Origin of the sequence: Oceanirhabdus sp. W0125-5 (assembly GCF_027938815.1) — a bacterium.
In the GTDB taxonomy this organism is placed as follows: Bacteria; Bacillota; Clostridia; order Clostridiales; family Clostridiaceae; genus Oceanirhabdus.
In genome coordinates, this window is record NZ_CP115913.1 from 4717311 (window position 1) to 4735207 (window position 17897).

The 17897-nt window shown below is 30.0% G+C and carries 15 protein-coding genes; all 15 read right to left on the bottom strand.

What is annotated here, in order from left to right; genetic code table 11:
* Positions 1-35: 35 nt before the first annotated feature.
* Positions 36-1019, bottom strand: a complete 984-nt coding sequence (locus OW730_RS22005; RefSeq protein WP_271226199.1) for an ABC transporter ATP-binding protein — start codon at positions 1017-1019, stop codon at positions 36-38.
* 7 nt (positions 1020-1026) lie between these two features.
* Entirely contained in the window at positions 1027-1821 is a 795-nt protein-coding gene (locus OW730_RS22010; protein ID WP_271226200.1) for an ABC transporter permease, read from the bottom strand.
* A gap of 2 nt (positions 1822-1823) precedes the next feature.
* Positions 1824-2627, bottom strand: a complete 804-nt coding sequence (locus OW730_RS22015) for an ABC transporter permease (protein ID WP_271226201.1) — start codon at positions 2625-2627, stop codon at positions 1824-1826.
* Positions 2628-2968: 341 nt separating this feature from the next.
* The gene (locus tag OW730_RS22020) at positions 2969-3244 is read right to left on the bottom strand and encodes a hypothetical protein (protein ID WP_271226202.1); all 276 of its coding nucleotides are present in this window, start codon (positions 3242-3244) and stop codon (positions 2969-2971) included.
* 124 nt (positions 3245-3368) lie between these two features.
* A complete protein-coding gene (locus tag OW730_RS22025; RefSeq protein ID WP_271226203.1) occupies positions 3369-4481 on the bottom strand; it encodes a hypothetical protein in 1113 nt (370 codons plus the stop codon).
* A 555-nt stretch (positions 4482-5036) separates the two neighbouring features.
* Positions 5037-6026 carry an ABC transporter ATP-binding protein gene (locus OW730_RS22030; protein WP_271226204.1) on the bottom strand — a complete coding sequence of 330 codons (990 nt, stop codon included), beginning with the start codon at positions 6024-6026 and terminating at the stop codon, positions 5037-5039.
* Positions 6027-6029: 3 nt separating this feature from the next.
* A complete protein-coding gene (locus tag OW730_RS22035; protein ID WP_271226205.1) occupies positions 6030-7001 on the bottom strand; it encodes an ABC transporter ATP-binding protein in 972 nt (323 codons plus the stop codon).
* 9 nt (positions 7002-7010) lie between these two features.
* Complete coding sequence (gene opp4C / locus OW730_RS22040; protein WP_333781237.1) at positions 7011-7898, bottom strand: oligopeptide ABC transporter permease; 888 nt, start codon at positions 7896-7898, stop codon at positions 7011-7013.
* A gap of 27 nt (positions 7899-7925) precedes the next feature.
* Positions 7926-8888, bottom strand: coding sequence for an ABC transporter permease (locus tag OW730_RS22045; RefSeq protein ID WP_271226207.1), 963 nt, complete (start codon positions 8886-8888; stop codon positions 7926-7928).
* Between the two features lie 76 nt (positions 8889-8964).
* On the bottom strand, positions 8965-10680 hold the full coding sequence (locus OW730_RS22050; RefSeq protein ID WP_271226208.1) for a peptide-binding protein: 1716 nt from the start codon (positions 10678-10680) through the stop codon (positions 8965-8967).
* 226 nt (positions 10681-10906) lie between these two features.
* Entirely contained in the window at positions 10907-11344 is a 438-nt protein-coding gene (locus OW730_RS22055; RefSeq protein WP_271226209.1) for a GNAT family N-acetyltransferase, read from the bottom strand.
* Positions 11345-11584: 240 nt separating this feature from the next.
* Positions 11585-13417, bottom strand: coding sequence for an ABC transporter ATP-binding protein (locus tag OW730_RS22060; protein WP_271226210.1), 1833 nt, complete (start codon positions 13415-13417; stop codon positions 11585-11587).
* Positions 13418-13436: 19 nt separating this feature from the next.
* On the bottom strand, positions 13437-15239 hold the full coding sequence (locus OW730_RS22065) for an ABC transporter ATP-binding protein (RefSeq protein WP_271226211.1): 1803 nt from the start codon (positions 15237-15239) through the stop codon (positions 13437-13439).
* A 308-nt stretch (positions 15240-15547) separates the two neighbouring features.
* Positions 15548-15670, bottom strand: coding sequence for a hypothetical protein (locus OW730_RS22070; RefSeq protein WP_271226212.1), 123 nt, complete (start codon positions 15668-15670; stop codon positions 15548-15550).
* 92 nt (positions 15671-15762) lie between these two features.
* Entirely contained in the window at positions 15763-17886 is a 2124-nt protein-coding gene (locus OW730_RS22075) for a methyl-accepting chemotaxis protein (protein WP_271226213.1), read from the bottom strand.
* Between the last annotated feature and the right edge of the window lie 11 nt (positions 17887-17897).

The following is a 17897-nucleotide window of genomic DNA, read 5'->3' on the forward strand; positions in this document are numbered from 1 at the left end:
TTAATGTAATAAATAATGATGATACTTCAGATACATCAACTTGCATAAATCTCCTTAATAACTTCTTCAATATTAATATTATTTATGTTTATATCATGAATAGAAAATGTATCTAATACTTTATAGAGCTGTTCTTTTAAATTCTTTTTACTTAAATCCACTTCAACTTCTAAACTCAAATTCTTAAAACTTTTAACAGTAAAAAGGTCTAACTTTTTAGGGTCAGGTGCTTCTAATAACTGAGCTTTAATAATTCTTTTATTTTCGTAATAGTTTTTTAAATTATCAAAAGAATCATCATATACTTTCCCACCTTTATTTATGATAGTTACATTGCTGCATAAATCTTCTATGTCACTTATATCATGAGTAGTAAGTATAAAGGTCGTCCCCTTCTCTTTATTAACATCTTTAATAAACTTCCTTATTGCGTCCTTTGAAATAATATCAAGTCCTATTGTAGGTTCATCAAGAAAAACTAATTCTGGTTCATGAATGAGTGCATTTACAAATTCACATTTCATTCTTTCACCTAAAGAAAGCTGCCTTACAGGTTTCGTTACAACCTCACTAATATTTAAGATTTCAATAAAAAAATCTATATTTCTTTTAAATACATCTTCAGGAATATTATATAGTTTTTTACTAAGAGAAAAAGTATCAATGGCAGGAAGATCCCACCACAACTGAGTCTTCTGCCCAAAAAGAGCCCCTATATTTTTTACATATTTTTCTCTATGAATCCAAGGGGTATACCCCATTACGTTAACCTCTCCACTTGTTGGATATAATATGCCTGTCATTGTCTTAATAAGGGTTGATTTCCCTGCACCATTTGAACCTATTAAACCACGTATCTCCCCTTTTTCAACTTCGAAATTAATATTCTTTAATGCTTCAACATATTTATAGTTTGTTTTAAAAACCGATTTAATTGAGGAAGCTAATCCCGCTTTTTTTCTACTTGAAACTTTAAAAGTTTTGTTTACCCCTTTGACAGAAATTATATTATCATTCATATATAATTTAACCCCCTGCACTCGTATATTTTTTCAATACTACTTTCCAGAAAAAAGAACTCAAAATAAAAAATATTAAAATACTACCAAAAGTAATAAGAAGTTTTATGTCTATTCTATTCAAGAGAATCTGTGCCGGAAAATAAACGAATATAGCTATTGGCAAAAAACTTGTAAACATTATTTTAAGATACTTTGTATATATCTCTAATGGATATTCGGAAAACTTCAAATAAGCTTCCATTATCCCTCTCACTCCACCATCCGCTACAGTAAGTATTATTATACTGCAATGTAAAATATCTAAAGCCGCACTTAATAAAAGCCCAAAGATAATACATACTATAAAAAGTCCAACTTGCCAAAAGGTTATAGTTAATGAGAGTTTCACTATTGAATATATTATTAGGATTACACCTACTAATAAAGTTCCTACTCCATCAAGGCTAAAAGAAGAAGCCAATAATAGTGCCATAGGTGGAAATGGTCTTAAGAGATATCTATCAAATTCTCCTCTTCTAATTAATCCAATGAATTGAGTCTTGGCAGTACCAAAGAGTGTATTTCGAAGTCCAACTGTAGTAAGAAGCACTCCTTGAAAAAGAATTATCTGTTGTAAACTCCATCCTGGAAATCCTTTTGTTTGAGTAAAAAATAAATATTGTATCAGTGGTCCTGTTAATGTGAATAATAAAGTAATTATCATCCCTGTAAAAAAATTAAATCTATATTGCATACTTCGTGATATATTGAGGCCGCTATTCCATATAAATACATCAAGTAAACTCATAACTTTTTTCATAATTAACCTCCAACTGCACAATAATTTTTGATTACTTTATTGTACAAAAACTTGCCTAGAATAAATAATACTACACTCCAAAGCAGTTGAATAAAGAGTATCTTATAAAATATAAATGTACCTTGTGCTTTTTCTAAATTTAAAAAGAATTGTATTGGCCAATAATAAACATACTTAAAAGGCAGTATATCCAATACAGCATTAGCCCAGTTAGGTAGAAAATCTAATGGTATAAAAGCTCCTCCAGCAAAATTAAACAGGAAACCTTTCAACCTTATAATAGAGTTATTGTTTTTAATGTAAAATGCAGTTAATCCGATTATATAATTTGTAAGAAATGCTATTGTGAATCCTCCTATATTGAGAATGATAAATTTGAAAACAGAATGAAAAGTAATAAAGGTTGGAAATATTATTAATGAATAAACTAAAAATGGTAGCAAAAATTGAATTAAAATAGCCGGAATTTTAAGACCTAATCCTTGTCCAAGTTCTATTTTCATTATTCCTACTGGTTTTAATAAATCAATACTTAAGTTACCATTTCGTATTCTTCCGGATATTCTTGAATCTGCATAGGAATGAACACAAGTATTAACAAAAGTTACAGCAGCAAAATACCATACCATCTGTTCTAATGAATATCCTTTAATACTTTGAGAATTATTATAGGCATAAATACTCCTAAATAAGGGAAGATATATCAACACAACTGCTGAATTTACAAAGAACATTATGAAGAATGCCCTTTTGTGTTGAAATAATACCTTTAAATTTAGCTTGATATACTCAAACAGTATTTTCATTCAATTCTCCTTTCAATTTTATGGTAAGCCACAAAAGTATTTATAGTTAAATTTCAGATATAATATATAGTGTCAGAGTGATTCTATCGGCAGTATATATTGTATCTGATTTAATTTAACTTACTTTTTTTGCTTAGCATTTTAATTATTTTTCCGCGGAATTTTATTATATAACACCACTCCATAAATTGTAAGTCTAGAAAAAATTTTATTTTTATGGTATAATATAATAGAAGGATTTTGTATTAAACATCAATATTCTTAATGAATATCTAAAATAGAAATCGAAATATAATAAACAAACTCAAGTAATTCCTAAGAATTACTTGAGTTTTAATTTACTACATCTCTAATTTTCTCTTATTCTGCTCCAAAATCTTCTTATTTCTAAAATATAACCCCGTATCTATTGAGACCATTATAAAGTTCAACATATACAAGAATATAACATTATCATACGAGTTAGAAAACTTATGTAATATTCCAAAAATATAACCTAACAATAATACAAATAAAAAAGCTACACTTTTACCTTCGATTGATTTAGAGGTATATGATTTGTAAATAGATAAAGGCCATGCTGCACCAAAGCATATCAACATTAACGTTTCAAACATAATAAAGTCATCTCCTATTGATAAATTTCAATTCCAATTATACTCTTATATTACAATTGTTTCAATGCTCTAAATATTAAAAATAAAAAGGTAGCAGATACCTACTACCTTAGGGCATTAAATATTATTTTATCTTAATTATTCTAACTTCTTCAGTCATATCATCAAAACGCATTTCATAATACTCTCCATCTGGTCCTGTGAATGTTATAACATCCTGAGACCAATCTGCTGGGAAGTTACTTCTAACTGTAACTATGGAATTACTTATCTTATCACTTAAATGTGTAATTACCGGTTCAGCACCCATTTCCGTAGCAGTAAGTATTTTTACATTTGTAATAGTTCCAAATACTGCGAAGTTATAGTATGTCCAAGGGCCTTCTTGATATACAAGATTTATTCTCTCAACAGACTCAAGCTTATCAACATTTATTCCTTTGTAATCACCAAATACAACAGCTCTATAGTCATTATAGTTTATTGTATCTTCTAGAATATCTTCACTAGTAAAAGTGATTTGCTTATTATCTTGCTCGTTTGACTCATCATCTCCATTAGAGCTTGATTTGTCATCACCTTTTGTGGAAGGGGTATTATCTTCAATTACTGCTATTTCATTACCATTATTATCAACAGCAACACGATTTACATAATATCCATTATCCCCTTCGATTCTTTTCTCAACAAGTAAGTATCCTTTATACTTCCCATCTTTGATAACTTCAACTAATAATCCATCTGTAATAAATTTTTCAGTATCAGTAATAAAATCATACATATGTATTGCATTAGTAGTTGCCCATACAGGTGTCTCAAAATAAACCTTAGTCTTGTCCAGAGAACTCATTGGATCTAATATATCTGCAATCAACTTAGTCATGTCTCCATCTTGCTTTGACTCTACCAACAGCTTATCTGAACCATCTGAATAAGTTGCATAAAGCTGATATTTTTTATACTCACCAGCCTGCTTAATTCTTGTTTCAAGCTCATAATTACTATCAAATCCAGTACTTTTTTCAGTTGTTTTTTCTGTTTCACTATTAGATTCTTTTGAATCCTGTGATTCTTCTTTTGCTTCTTGTGTCTTATCCTCTGAGTTGTTAGCTTGTCCACCTGCTTGACTATTTTCTTTTTTTGTTCCATTAGAGTTATTCTCCTTATCAGCTGTTCCACAGGCAGATAGCGATAAAGTCATAGCTAAGATTACTAATAAACTGATTATCTTTTTCATATTTCCTCCTTAAACTTTTATTGTAAAAAACTTATATTATTTAATCACAAAGTATACAACCCATAATTTTACATGATATGGTTAAATATCCTTTTTAATCATATTCTATCTAAATTTATATGTCAATTAATACTTTAATTAGACTTATCTTTTTTTAACTTGTGAATGTAAACTATATTTACCATATGTTTTATGATATAATAATTAAGCTTCTTGATAATCTCACAACTTACAATTTATTGATACTACCCCAAATACTTGCTTTTATCCACATTTCAGTAATTTCTTTTAAGTAAATTGTGAATAACTTATATTTTCAAGTTAATAATTGTGGATATTTTCAGAATATTCAGCGTATCCAAGCGTGATAAATGTCTACATGGTAAAATTCAACTAATAAGATTGAAAATGTAATATTGTTCATAAGTGTTAGTCTATTGATAATTCTTAGTTTGAAAGGATTTTTTCAAAGTTCTTATATATTATACTGACATAAAAACAGACATGTTTACCTTAAGTGATAAACATGTCTGTTTTTATGTTACAGTAATCAATTTATACTAAATGACAAGCCACAAAATGCCCCTTATCAACTTCTCTATATCCCGGTATCTGCTCAGTACAAACTTCCTTTGCATAAGGGCATCTTGTATGAAACCTGCATCCAAATGGAACATTTGATGGACTTGGTATAATTCCTTTTAACCTGATCCTCTCCCTTTTAATACTAGGATGTGAAACAGGGATAGATGACAATAATGCTTTAGTATATGGATGTTGCGGATTTGTGTATATTTCTTCTGAATCACCTTTTTCTACTATAACCCCTAAATACATAACATGTATCTCATCACAAAAAAATCTCACAACATTCAGGTTATGAGAAATGAATAGATAAGTAAGATTAAACTTATCCTTCAAATCCAGCATTAAATTTAAAATCTGTGATTGTATCGATACATCCAGTGCAGCTGTAGGTTCATCACACACAATAAACTTTGGATTTAATGATAATGCCCTTCCTATCCCTATCCTCTGTCTCTGTCCTCCACTAAATTCATGAGGATATCTATTAATATAAGAGGAATCTAATCCACACAACTCTAAAATTTCTTTAGCTTTATCTAAAGCCTCTTTTCCTTGTACGATGTTATGATTTTTCAATCCTTCTGTCAATATTGCTCCTACATTCATACGAGGATCTAAGGAAGCATATGGATCTTGAAATATTATCTGCATGTCTCTTCTTAAACTTAACATCTGATCTCTTGATATTTTTATTTTATTCTCAACATCAAAGATTATCTTATCTTCAAATTTAACTGTTCCTCCATTAGGTTCTAAAAGATTTAATATAGTTCTTCCTGTAGTAGATTTACCACAGCCTGATTCACCAACAAGTCCCATGATTTTACCTCTAGTTAATTTAAAAGAAACATCATCAACTGATTTAATATAACCACCTGTTCTAAAAAAAACTCCCTTTTTAATGGGAAAATATTTTTTTAAGTTCTTTACTTCTAACAAATAATCTTTATCCTTCATAAACTATACCTCATTCTCTCTATATAACCAGCATCTTACCTTATGATTTTCTCTTAGCCCTACTAACTCAGGTGTTTTTAGCTTGCACATTTCCTTACATTTTTCACATCTTGGATTAAATGCACACCCTCTAGGCATATTATATGGACTGGGAACCATTCCTTGAATTGAAAATAACCTTCCACCATGATTAATGTTATCTGTTCTTGATAGCATAAGCCCTTTTGAATATGGATGAAGTGGGTTGTCAAAAAAATTATTAACATAAGCTTCTTCAACTATTTTGCCACCGTACATAACCACAACTCTATCTGCAATTTCAGCTATAACATCCAAATCATGTGTTATAAAGATAATTGCCATTTTCATTTTTTTGCTTATATCCTTTAATACTTCTATAATCTCTGCCTGTATAGTAACATCTAAAGCAGTTGTAGGCTCATCTGCTATCAATATTTGGGGACTACATGCAAGAGCCATTGCTATCACAACTCTCTGCCTCATACCACCGCTTAACTCATGAGGATATCGTTTTAAGCACTTTTCTGAATCTGGTATCTGCACTAAATTCAAAAGTTCTATGACTCTTTCTCTTACAACTTTCCCCTTTACTTTTTCATGAATTTTAATTACCTCACTAATCTGTTCCTCTATTGTAAAAACAGGATTCAATGCTGTCATAGGTTCCTGATATATCATTGCAATCTTATTTCCTCTTATTTTGCACATTTCTTTTTCAGAAAGCTTTAATAAATCTGTTCCTTCAAATATTATTTCTCCCCCTTCAATAATCCCTTCTGGTTTTGGAACTAATCCCATAATAGAAAGAGAAGTTACACTTTTCCCGCACCCTGATTCACCTACAAGTCCTAATATCTCCCCTTCTCTTAAGGAAAAAGATACATTTCTTACTGTTCTTACTTTTCCCCTTGAAGTATTAAAACTAGTTTTTAAATTCTTTACTTCTAATAACATAAACTCCTCCTATACCTTTTCTTTAGGGTCTAATGCATCTCTAAGACCATCACCTAAGAAATTTATTGATAATACTGTAAGGAAAATCATTAATCCTGGCGGTATCCATAACCACCATTCATATCTCAATGTATTCATACTTTGAGCTGATGTAAGCATATTACCCCAGCTTGGCTGTGGTGGTCTAACCCCCATCCCCAAAAAACTCAAAGCTGATTCTGTAAGGATTGAGTTTGCAATAGATAGTGTAGCAGATACTAAAATAGGTGATAGTATATTAGGAATAATATGTTTTAATATTATCTGAAAATTATTCATTCCTAGTGCTTTAGAAGCTTCAATAAACTCCCTCTCCTTTAAGGCTAAGACTTCACCTCTAACAATTCTGGCTATACTTGTCCAAGATAGCATAGCTATTATGATAATTAAGTTCCATATACTTGGACCTATTACAGCTGCAATTGTAACTGCTATCATAAAGAAAGGAAAACACATTATTATATCAACTACTCTCATAATAATACTGTCTACTATTCCACCATAATATCCAGCTAGAGCACCCAATACTGTTCCAATAAAAACCTGCAATAATGTAGCAACAATTCCTACTACTAACGAAACTCTTCCTCCATAAATAAGTCTTGTAAATACATCTCTTCCAATTTCGTCAGTTCCCAAAATATGTTCAGAACTTGGCTCAACACTAATACTATATAAATCCAAGTCATCAATTTTATAATTAGTTAATAAAGGAGCAAAGAGTGCAAATAGAACTAAAATTGTCAATACTACTGCTCCTAAAATAGCTAATTTATTTTTTCTAAATTTCATAAATGCTAATCTACCCATAGATAAAGGTTTATTATCTTGATTATTAGTACACATAATACTGTTCAAAATCATTTCTCTCCTTTATAACTTTCTCTATTTATATCTTATTCTAGGGTCTACTACAGCATATAAAATATCTGCCAGTAAATTAGATAATAATATTATCACTGCTATTATCATTAACAACCCCATTAAAAGTGGATAATCTCTATGTAATAATGCTTCATAATTTAACCTTCCTATACCAGGCCAAACAAATATAGTTTCTGTAAGTAAAGCCCCTGAAAATAAAAATGGAATCTGCAAACACAATATTGTTATTAACGGAATTAGAGCATTTTTAAACCCGTGCTTCCAAATTGCTTTTCTTAAAGTTAATCCTTTTCCTCTAGCAGTTCTCATATAATCTTTATTTAGTTCCTCCAACATAGATGACCTGGTGTATCTCATAAAGGAAGCCATCTGCAAAAATGCAAGAACAATTCCTGGAAGTATTATATGTCTTCCAATATCAAGGATTTTAGCAGTTCCTTGATAATGCTCACCTATAGTTTGCATTCCTGAAACAGGAAAGATTTTAATATCAAAGGCTAACCATTTTATAAGGAGTAATCCAAAGAAAAAGGCTGGAATTGATATTCCTATAAGAGAAATAATAGTTGTAATATAATCAAAAATTGAATTTTTCTTTGTTGCCGATATTACCCCTGAAGGTATAGCTATTAACATACTTACGATTAAAGAAAAGGAAGATAGTAAAATGGTATTTCCCATTCTTGAGTTAATAACCTCTATAACAGGAGCTCCATAATAAATAGAATATCCTAAGTCTCCTTTAACAGCTCTACAAATCCATTTTATATACTTAACATGAATAGGGTCATAATATCCAACCTTCCTGAGCATTTCCTCTAATACCTCTTTAGGTACAGAGGGGTCTATCATTGTGGAATAGGGGTTTCCAGACTGCATATGTACAAGAGTAAATATAATAATTGAAACTCCAAAAAGAACCCCTATAGCAACTAATAATCTTCTAACAATAAACTTAAACATAATTTCACCTCATAAATTTCATAAAACCTTGGTTTCAAATTGGAAAAAGGTGATATTACATATCACCTTTTTATTGCTATTCTTCTATATACCAATTTTCCACATCTAAGAAGTTTCCGAAAGTAACAGGATTAAAATTCTTCAGATTAGGATTATATGCTTTCACGATGTTTTGGCAATATAAATATACCCATGGAAGTTCTTTATTCATAAGAATACCAAACTCTTCATAAATCTTTTTACGTTCATTCATGTCTAGTGTAGAAAGTCCTTCTTCCATCAATTTATCAGCTTCTTCATTTCTAAATGCTGATATATTCCATCCATAATCACCTTTTTTATCTGAAGCTGCAGTAGAGTGCCAGTATGGTTTTGGATCTGGATCAGAACCTAAGTTATTACCCATAAGATATAAATCAAACTCATGATTTCCAACTACTTGATCCATTAAAGTACCAAATTCAAGACTTTCAAGCTCAACCTCTACCCCAATATCCTTTAAACTCTTTTGAATAATTGGTGCACTTAGTTCTCTTGTTTTATTTCCTGTTGGATATTTTAATACAACCTTGAAGTCTTCATTGTTATCATTCTCAACAATTCCGTCTCCGTCTCTATCTTCCCAACCTGCTTCTTTAAGTAATTCTTTTGCTTTATCAATACTAAAATTGTAAGTATTTAATAACTTTTCATCTGGATAAGCCCAACTTGATGGTAATATAGTGGTATTTACCACACTTCCATTACCTTCTAATAATTTATCTACCATTAATTTTCTATCGATTGCATACATAAACGCTTGTCTAACATTGTTATCCTTAAAGATTTCTTTTCTTAAATTGAATCCCATGTACTGGAACATGCTGTTAGGATATGCTGTAACTTTTAAATTTTCTTTTTCAAGATTTTCAATATCTCTTTTCTTCATTGTAGATATATCTGCAATATCTATTGTTCCATTTACTAATTCAGCTTGTGCTGTTTCTTGATTGCTTACTTTGAAGATAAACTTTTTAGTTTTAGCTTTTTCTCCATGGTAATCATCAAATCTTTCTAGTTCAGCGTATTGTCCTGGTTCAAAAGCAATAAGTTTATATGGTCCTGAACCAACAGGATTATTTAATAACTCTTTATTCTCTTTCCACTCAGCAACAGGCACCTTTTCCCAAACATGTTTTGCTATTATACCCATTGTACCAATATTATTAAGTGCTGGAGAATATACTTCTTCAAATTCAATCATTATAGTATTCTCATCAATTACTTGTATACCCTCAATTTTTTCACTTTTTCCTTCGTGATATGCCTTTGTACCTTTTATCTTTTCAACATCTCCATATCTTGAACCAGCATAATCTTTATGTGCTATACTTGTAAATGTGAAAGCAATATCATCTGCTGTTACTTTCTCTCCATCATGCCATTTTGCATCTTTTCTTAATTTAAAGGTTATTGATAAGTTATCATCAGAAACTTCATATTCTTCTGCCAGATCAGATATTAGATTTAAATTTTTATCAAACTTAAGTAACGATGAATATGTAAGAGCAATTACAGCATCGTCATATGTAGTATCAGTTAGAATTGGACTGAATACTCCTGTAGGAGAACTCCAAAGTGCATATATTATCTTATCCTTTATTTTTTTCTCCTGATCTTCCTTTTGAGAAACCTCAGTATTTCCTTTACTATTGTTTTTAGCCTTATCATTATTAGTTCCGCACCCTGCTAAAAATATAGTAGGAATCATCAACATTGTTAATCCAAGTGCCATTAATCTTTTACCGATCACGACAAACACCTCTTTTTCTAATTTTTTAATAATTTAATATAATTTAGTATTAAATATATTTTTTTCATGCATTGATCAACCCTGCATATCGTACTCAATTTTTAATATAATGTCAATTAATATTATATTTTTCTATAGACCTCATTCCACTTATTTTATTTTCGAATAATAAAAAACTGATTATAAACATTGCTATAATCAGTTCAATACTAAATATATTTCTTTACTATTTTATTTCATAATAAAAAATAATCTCCCCATCATCTAATTCATTTTTTGTGTAAAAACCAACTTTTTTAACTAAACTCTGCATCTTATCATTCTTAAGATCTATGCTTGTTCCAATAAGATTAAATCCATTTTTTAAAGCTTCTTTTATTATTAATTGAATAGTTTCAAATGCATATCCTTTACTTCTATAGTCTTTAGATATCATTAACCTATCAATAAAAAATAAATTAGGATTATCTTCATCCTCCCCAAACATAGTATACCCTATCATTTGTTCACCATCATAAATAGCTTTTGAAACTGCTTTAGGGTAAAACTGTGCTTCCGCTATTGAGTATACATTAGGACATATAAAGACCTTTTCCTCATCATAAAGTTTTAAGTTAATGCATTCGTTCCAATTATCTAAAGTAACATTTTCCAAGCTTATCATTCTTCTTCCCCCATTAAATATATATATATTTAGATTTTATTGTTCTTTAGGACAAGAGATTTTCACTCATTTTATCTATACTAAAATATTGTAGTTAAATTACAATGTTTCATTCTTAATGAAACGAGTAAACCCCTCTTGTTCTAAGAACAATAAGATTAAAATTTCTCGGAGAGAAATATCCTTCGTTGTCCACTGTCCACTGTCCATTGTCAACTATTATTTGCTTAATGTTTTTTTCTAAGCAAATAATGTCTTACTTTCCTTCTCTTTCTCTTCAAGAAGTTGATTTGTATAAAGATTGTAGTAATATCCCTTTCTTAGTATAAGTTCTCTATGAGTACCTGCTTCAGTAATCTTTCCGTTTCTTATAACAAGAATCTTATCTGCTGATACTATAGTAGAAAGTCTATGGGCTACTACAAAGCTTGTTCTTCCATGAAGAACCTTTTCTATGGCACTTTGGATCATTCTCTCCGTTTCTGTATCTATTGATGATGTAGCCTCATCAAGCACGAAAAGGGCTGGATTTGCAACAATAGCTCTAGCAAAAGAGATAAGCTGCTTTTCTCCTGTAGAAAGGTTTCCTCCCCCTTCTCCAACTTCAGTATCATAACCTTTTTCAAGCTTCATTATAAAGTTGTGAGCATTAACTAATTTTGCTGCTCTTTGAATCTCCTCATCAGATGCCTCAAGCTTACCATACTTAATATTATCCTTAATGGTTCCACTGAAGAGATGAGGACTTTGGAGTACATAACCTATATTGGATTGAAGCCACAATAATGATCTTTCTCTGTAATCTTTTCCATCTATCAATATTTCTCCACTATTAGGTTCATAGAATCTACAGATTAGATTTACTATTGTGCTTTTGCCTGAACCTGTTTCTCCTACAAGTGCTATTGTCTGCCCTTTCTTAACTTTTAGGTTAAAGTTATTAAGAACCTTTTCTCCATTCTTATATGCAAAAGATACATTCTTAAATTCAATTTCACCTTTAATTTTCTCCCAATTTTCTTCTTTAGCATTAAATAAGTCACCATACTTCTCTATTACATCTTCTCTATCCCATATATCTGGATCTGTTTCAATAAGACTGATTATTCTTTCAGCAGATGCCTGCGCATTTTGAAGTTCTGCTATTGTTGATGCCAGCTGACTAATTGGATCAAAGAATTGTAGTGTATATTGAATAAACATAAAGAAGGTACCGTAAGACAGTGTCTTTGCTATAACACTATTTCCACCAATCCATAATGCAAATCCCGTTCCTATGCTTCCCATTGAAATAACAATTGGAAGAAATAATGATGAAAACATTGCTGCCCTTACAGCTGAATTTCTCATCTTCCCTGCATCATGATTAAACTCTTTTAAATTATCCTCTTCTCTAACTAAAGTTTTAGTTGTTTTAGCACCTGAAACTCCCTCACTAAAGTTAGCAGTTATTTGAGAATTTTGTTTTCTAACACTTCTATATGATTTTAATATTTTCTTTTGAAAGAACACACCTATTAAAAACAGTGGTGGTACAACACTCATGCTTATAAGGGTTAATTTTACACTATGATATAGCATTATACCAATAAAACCTGTCATCATAACCAATGCCCATACCATATCAATTAATCCCCATGAGATAATTTCACTAAGCCTTGATACATCTGATGTCATTCTCGCCATAAGCCACCCTACTGATGAATTATCATAATAAGAGAATGATAACTGTTGAAGTCTTTTAAAACCTAACTTTCTTATATGATAAGCAAGATGAGTTTCTATCTTACCTGCCTGTCTTATGAATAACTTTACATTTATAACTTGTGCTATAATCATTAAAAAATATACTACAGCGAATATCACTAACCCATCAGTTGTATTGTTTTTAATAAAATTATCTATAGCATATTTAGTCATAAGGGGCATTATAGCATCTATACCTGCAACCCCAACCATTATTAATCCTGCTATTAAAAGTGCTTTTTTAAACTCTGTAAGATATTTAAAAAGCTTTCTCCATATACCTACATTTAATTTTTCGGTTACTTTGCTTTCTTCTATTCTAGCCATAAATTATCATCCTCCTGTCTTACTCATTGCAAGCTTTCTTTTCCTGTGCAAATGTATCCAATGAGTTTTGAATTTCCCATATTCTTTTGTAAATACCATCTTTCATAACAAGTTCATCATGGGTTCCTATACTTTCAATTTTTCCATGATTTAAAACAATTATCTTATCTGCATCCATAACTGTTGAAATTCTGTGAGAGATTATAAATGTTGTATTCTCACTGCTTTTCTTCTTAAGCTCAGTTCTTATAATTCTATCTGTTTCAGCATCTACTGCACTTAAAGAATCATCAAATATTAATATTGGCATATCCTTTATAAGGGTTCTTGCGATTGCAACCCTTTGTCTTTGTCCTCCAGATAATGTAACCCCTTTTTCTCCAACTATAGTGTCATAGCCATTTTCAAAAGAAGTTATAACCTCATGTACCGCAGCAGCTGAAGCAGCATTATGAACATCCACATCCTCACAATCTAATTTTGCTATTTTAATATTCTCTTTTATCGTTCTTGAATAAAGGAATGGCTCTTGAAGTACTATTCCTACATTACTTCTGATCCATTTTCTTTCTATATCCTTAAGCTCTGTTCCATCAATCTTTATGGAACCATCATTATAATCATAAAGTCTTAATAAAAGGTGTACTAAGGATGATTTCCCTGAACCCGTAGGACCAACAATTGCTACAGTTTCACCTTTCTTTACTTTAAAGCTTATATCATGAAGAACCCCTTGATTCTTTTCATACGCAAAACTTACATTTTCAAAAGTAATTTCGCCTTCTATTTCTGGTTTAATAGCTTTTCCGTATTCCTGCTCTACTTCTTCATCAAGAATCTCTGATATTCTTCCTAGAGAAACTGTCATTTTCCCCATGTCTGAAAGAATTCTTCCTAGTTGCCTTACAGGCCATAGGAGCATTCCTTCATAAGTTGTAAATACAATTAAAGTACCTAAACTAATTTCTTTCTGTACTACAAAGTACACTCCTGATATTAAAACCATACCCATCTGAGCCATACAAAGCAAATCTGATATTGACCAGTAGTTTGAAAGTAGATTGATTAATTTAAAAGTAAAATCTCTATATTTTTTATTCTCTCTATCATATTTTTCAATTTCAAAAGTTTGTCTTCCAAATGCTTTTACAACCCTGACTCCACTTAAATTCTCTTGAAGTATAGATGTAAGAACACCTTCCTGCTTATCTGCCTCTTCAAATACATGCTTTATTTTCTTGAAAAACACATAGGAGAATGCAAATATAAATGGAACTACTACCATAGCAATTAACGTCATCTTAACACTTAGGAATAACATCATTATCATTGCAAAGGTAACCATAAAGAATGCTCTTCCTATTTGAACCAGTTGATTTGCGAAAAATTTTCTAACTGTTTCAACATCAGAAGTACATCTTTGAATTAAATCTCCTGATTCTGCATTCACATGATATCTATAAGGTAGATTTTGAATATGATCATAAAGATTAGTTCTCATATTTCTTGCAATATTTTCAGATGCCTGTGCAGAAAGCTTTCCTCTTAAGAATAGGAATATTCCTCTTGTACAAGTCAATGCTACAATTGCTAATGAACATATCCATATATTTCTGGTAAGAACCTCTTTCCCACCTACTCTAGCAATAAGATTTATAATTGCTACCGGAGCATCTATAGGTTTATCTCCTATAACAGAGTCAATTGTTACCTTAATAACCATTGGTTGAATCATTGATACAAAGGTAGCTACTGCAATAGACAAAATTGCAGTAATATATAATAATCTATTTCCTTTAGTTAACTTTAATAATTTTTTCATTCTTGTCACCCTCCCCTAATTGTGGAATACCCGCTGTCCATCTTTTCTTGGACAAAGTTCATGTATAGAATTGAGGCTCCCAATCTTTATTTTTTCTTTTTTTAATTACTACTGCAATCATAATTTTTACACTCCTCTTTAACAAAATTTTATACGCAAAAAAACCGAAGAATAAATATTCTACGGCTTTAAAAACATAACAAAGTTAGGATACTTCATTTAAGCATACTACTACCTCTAACAATATTAAAAGCCATAGGCGCACAACCTATGGCTTATATATTCAATATAGATAAATTTAATCAATATTAAAGATATACCCCAAGATCGTGCATATTTAATTTCTTTGCAAACCCAAAATTATTGCCACTATTAAAACCGGCACTGATGCCATTAAAAAACCTAATAGCTAATAATCTATTGTTTAACATTTACACGACCTCCTTTTTCTTTAATATTTTTTACCTTCATTTACATTATATAACTTTAAGTCAAAAAGTGCAATGAAATTTTCAAAATATTATTATATTTTAAAATTACTTACTTCTTTTGTCATTTCATCAGTCATATTACTTAGTTTTTGAGCTATTAAAGTAACTTCTTCTGTTGATGCTCTAACTTCTTCTGTTGATGCAGATATTTCTTCATTTGAAGCCGAAATCTCTTCAGCAATAGAAGATGCATTTTGAACTTTTTGAAGAATATTATTCTTATTGTTATTTAAATTAATTGCCGAACTATTTATAACCTCTATTTTAGGAACTATCTCATCTAATGCTTTAATTATTTTCTTAAAAGAATCAATTACAACATTTATATCTATTTTCTGAGTGTTTAATTCAACATTAACTTCATTTGTTGTATTTACCATTATGTTTGTATCATTTGTTATCTTATCAATTAATACATTAATACTTTCTGATGATTCTTTTGACTGTTCAGCTAACTTTCTTATTTCCTCAGCTACAACAGAAAAACCTCTTCCAGCTTCCCCAGCTCTTGCAGCCTCAATTGCTGCATTTAATGCTAATAAATTAGTTTGTTCTGCTATACTATTTATTAAATTTGTTATTTCATTAATCTTACTTATATTTAAGTCTAATGCTGATATTTTGGAAAGTAAATTATTGAAAGTGTCACTAACCTTAGTTACAGACATTGTAAATGTTTGCATATTATTATTACTTTCATTTGCTAGAATTAATACATCTTTAGCATTTGAATCAACATTATCTATAGCATTAACAATATTATCTAATCCCTCACCAAATTCATATATCAACTGATTAATATTAGCTAAATCTTCTGCTTGCGCTTGAGAACCTTTTGCCCCTTCCTCAATTACACTTGATACATTTTCTGATAAGGAAGACATTTCTTCTGATGAAGCTGTAAGATTGGCAGCTTCATTATCAATAGTATTAGAACTTTCTTTTATAGTACCTACTACTGTCCTCAAAACTTTTCTAGTGTTAATTAATGCTCTAGACATTGTCCCTATCTCGTCATTATACTCTATTAATGACTCATACTCTGATGCATAAACTAAATCTAATTTTTCTGTCTTAGTAATTAATTCTGTTACTCTTATTATTGGTTTAGAGATACTTCCCCCTAAGAATAAACTTACACCAATTGATATTAATATAATTACTAAAGATATTAATATCATGTATATCTTATTAGAATTCATTTCTTTAAATATCTCATCTTTTAGTACCGTAAGAGCTATAATATTTCCATTAGCTACTCTTGTAAAACTTAATATTTTTTCATCACCATTATATTCATAATCAATTATGTCTGATTCTTTTTTACTCATCTTATCAGTTAAATGCTTTAAATCTCCATTTAATACTGTACTTAAATTCTGATCTATTGAAAAATTAGGATGTACTAAAACATCATAATTATCATCTAATAAGAAAGCATATCCTTCTTCATATACCTTTATATTATTTATCTCATTAATAAAGATTTTAAAATCAAAGCTTGTACCTAATACTGCTATTAATTTATTATCTTCATATATAGGTATCTCATAAGAAATCAAATCTGTATTATACGCTGGCCATGGATATGGCTTTAACCATAGAGGTTTCTTTGCTTCTTTAGCAGCATAGAACCAACTTGTTTTATCCGAATTAGGATTAAAATCCTCTATTTTAAAGGATGGATTTCTTATAAAACTTTCATTATCTACTGAATATACAACATCATGAGTAAATCCTAATACCTCAGGATTAAAAACAACATACATGCTTAGAACATCATTATTTTTCATACTTTCTAATATAACTTCAGATAGAACATCATCATATGTTGCTACATAGTTTGGATCACTTTTAAACTTATCAAAATCAAATGTAGCATTCATTAATGAATTTAAGCTTTTTAGTGAACTTTCCGCACTTTCTAGTAAAACATCAAATTCATTGGATTTACTCTCAGCAAGTAACCCCAGTTGTTCTAAAGCATTTTTCTCCAATAAACCAGCAGTATGATTTATATTTATTAATGATAATATTAAAGAAGAAATAATAATTAATACTGTAATTGCAAGTGAAATTTTTGTACTTATCTTTTTAAAATTCCAAAATGATTTTACCCTATGTTTTTTCTTTTCTTTTTCCATGCTTTGTAACATAACTTGTCCTC

What these genes read in the sequence shown, in the direction of transcription:
- OW730_RS22060 (WP_271226210.1), bottom strand. Translation starts at nt 13,417, where the DNA reads ATGGCTAGAATAGAAGAAAGCAAAGTAACCGAAAAATTAAATGTAGGT.
- OW730_RS22030 (WP_271226204.1), bottom strand. Translation starts at nt 6,026, where the DNA reads ATGAAGGATAAAGATTATTTGTTAGAAGTAAAGAACTTAAAAAAATAT.
- OW730_RS22075 (WP_271226213.1), bottom strand. Translation starts at nt 17,886, where the DNA reads ATGTTACAAAGCATGGAAAAAGAAAAGAAAAAACATAGGGTAAAATCA.
- OW730_RS22055 (WP_271226209.1), bottom strand. Translation starts at nt 11,344, where the DNA reads ATGATAAGCTTGGAAAATGTTACTTTAGATAATTGGAACGAATGCATT.
- OW730_RS22065 (WP_271226211.1), bottom strand. Translation starts at nt 15,239, where the DNA reads ATGAAAAAATTATTAAAGTTAACTAAAGGAAATAGATTATTATATATT.
- OW730_RS22070 (WP_271226212.1), bottom strand. Translation starts at nt 15,670, where the DNA reads ATGTTAAACAATAGATTATTAGCTATTAGGTTTTTTAATGGCATCAGT.
- OW730_RS22005 (WP_271226199.1), bottom strand. Translation starts at nt 1,019, where the DNA reads ATGAATGATAATATAATTTCTGTCAAAGGGGTAAACAAAACTTTTAAA.
- OW730_RS22015 (WP_271226201.1), bottom strand. Translation starts at nt 2,627, where the DNA reads ATGAAAATACTGTTTGAGTATATCAAGCTAAATTTAAAGGTATTATTT.
- OW730_RS22045 (WP_271226207.1), bottom strand. Translation starts at nt 8,888, where the DNA reads ATGTTTAAGTTTATTGTTAGAAGATTATTAGTTGCTATAGGGGTTCTT.
- OW730_RS22020 (WP_271226202.1), bottom strand. Translation starts at nt 3,244, where the DNA reads ATGTTTGAAACGTTAATGTTGATATGCTTTGGTGCAGCATGGCCTTTA.
- OW730_RS22010 (WP_271226200.1), bottom strand. Translation starts at nt 1,821, where the DNA reads ATGAAAAAAGTTATGAGTTTACTTGATGTATTTATATGGAATAGCGGC.
- OW730_RS22025 (WP_271226203.1), bottom strand. Translation starts at nt 4,481, where the DNA reads ATGAAAAAGATAATCAGTTTATTAGTAATCTTAGCTATGACTTTATCG.
- OW730_RS22035 (WP_271226205.1), bottom strand. Translation starts at nt 7,001, where the DNA reads ATGTTATTAGAAGTAAAGAATTTAAAAACTAGTTTTAATACTTCAAGG.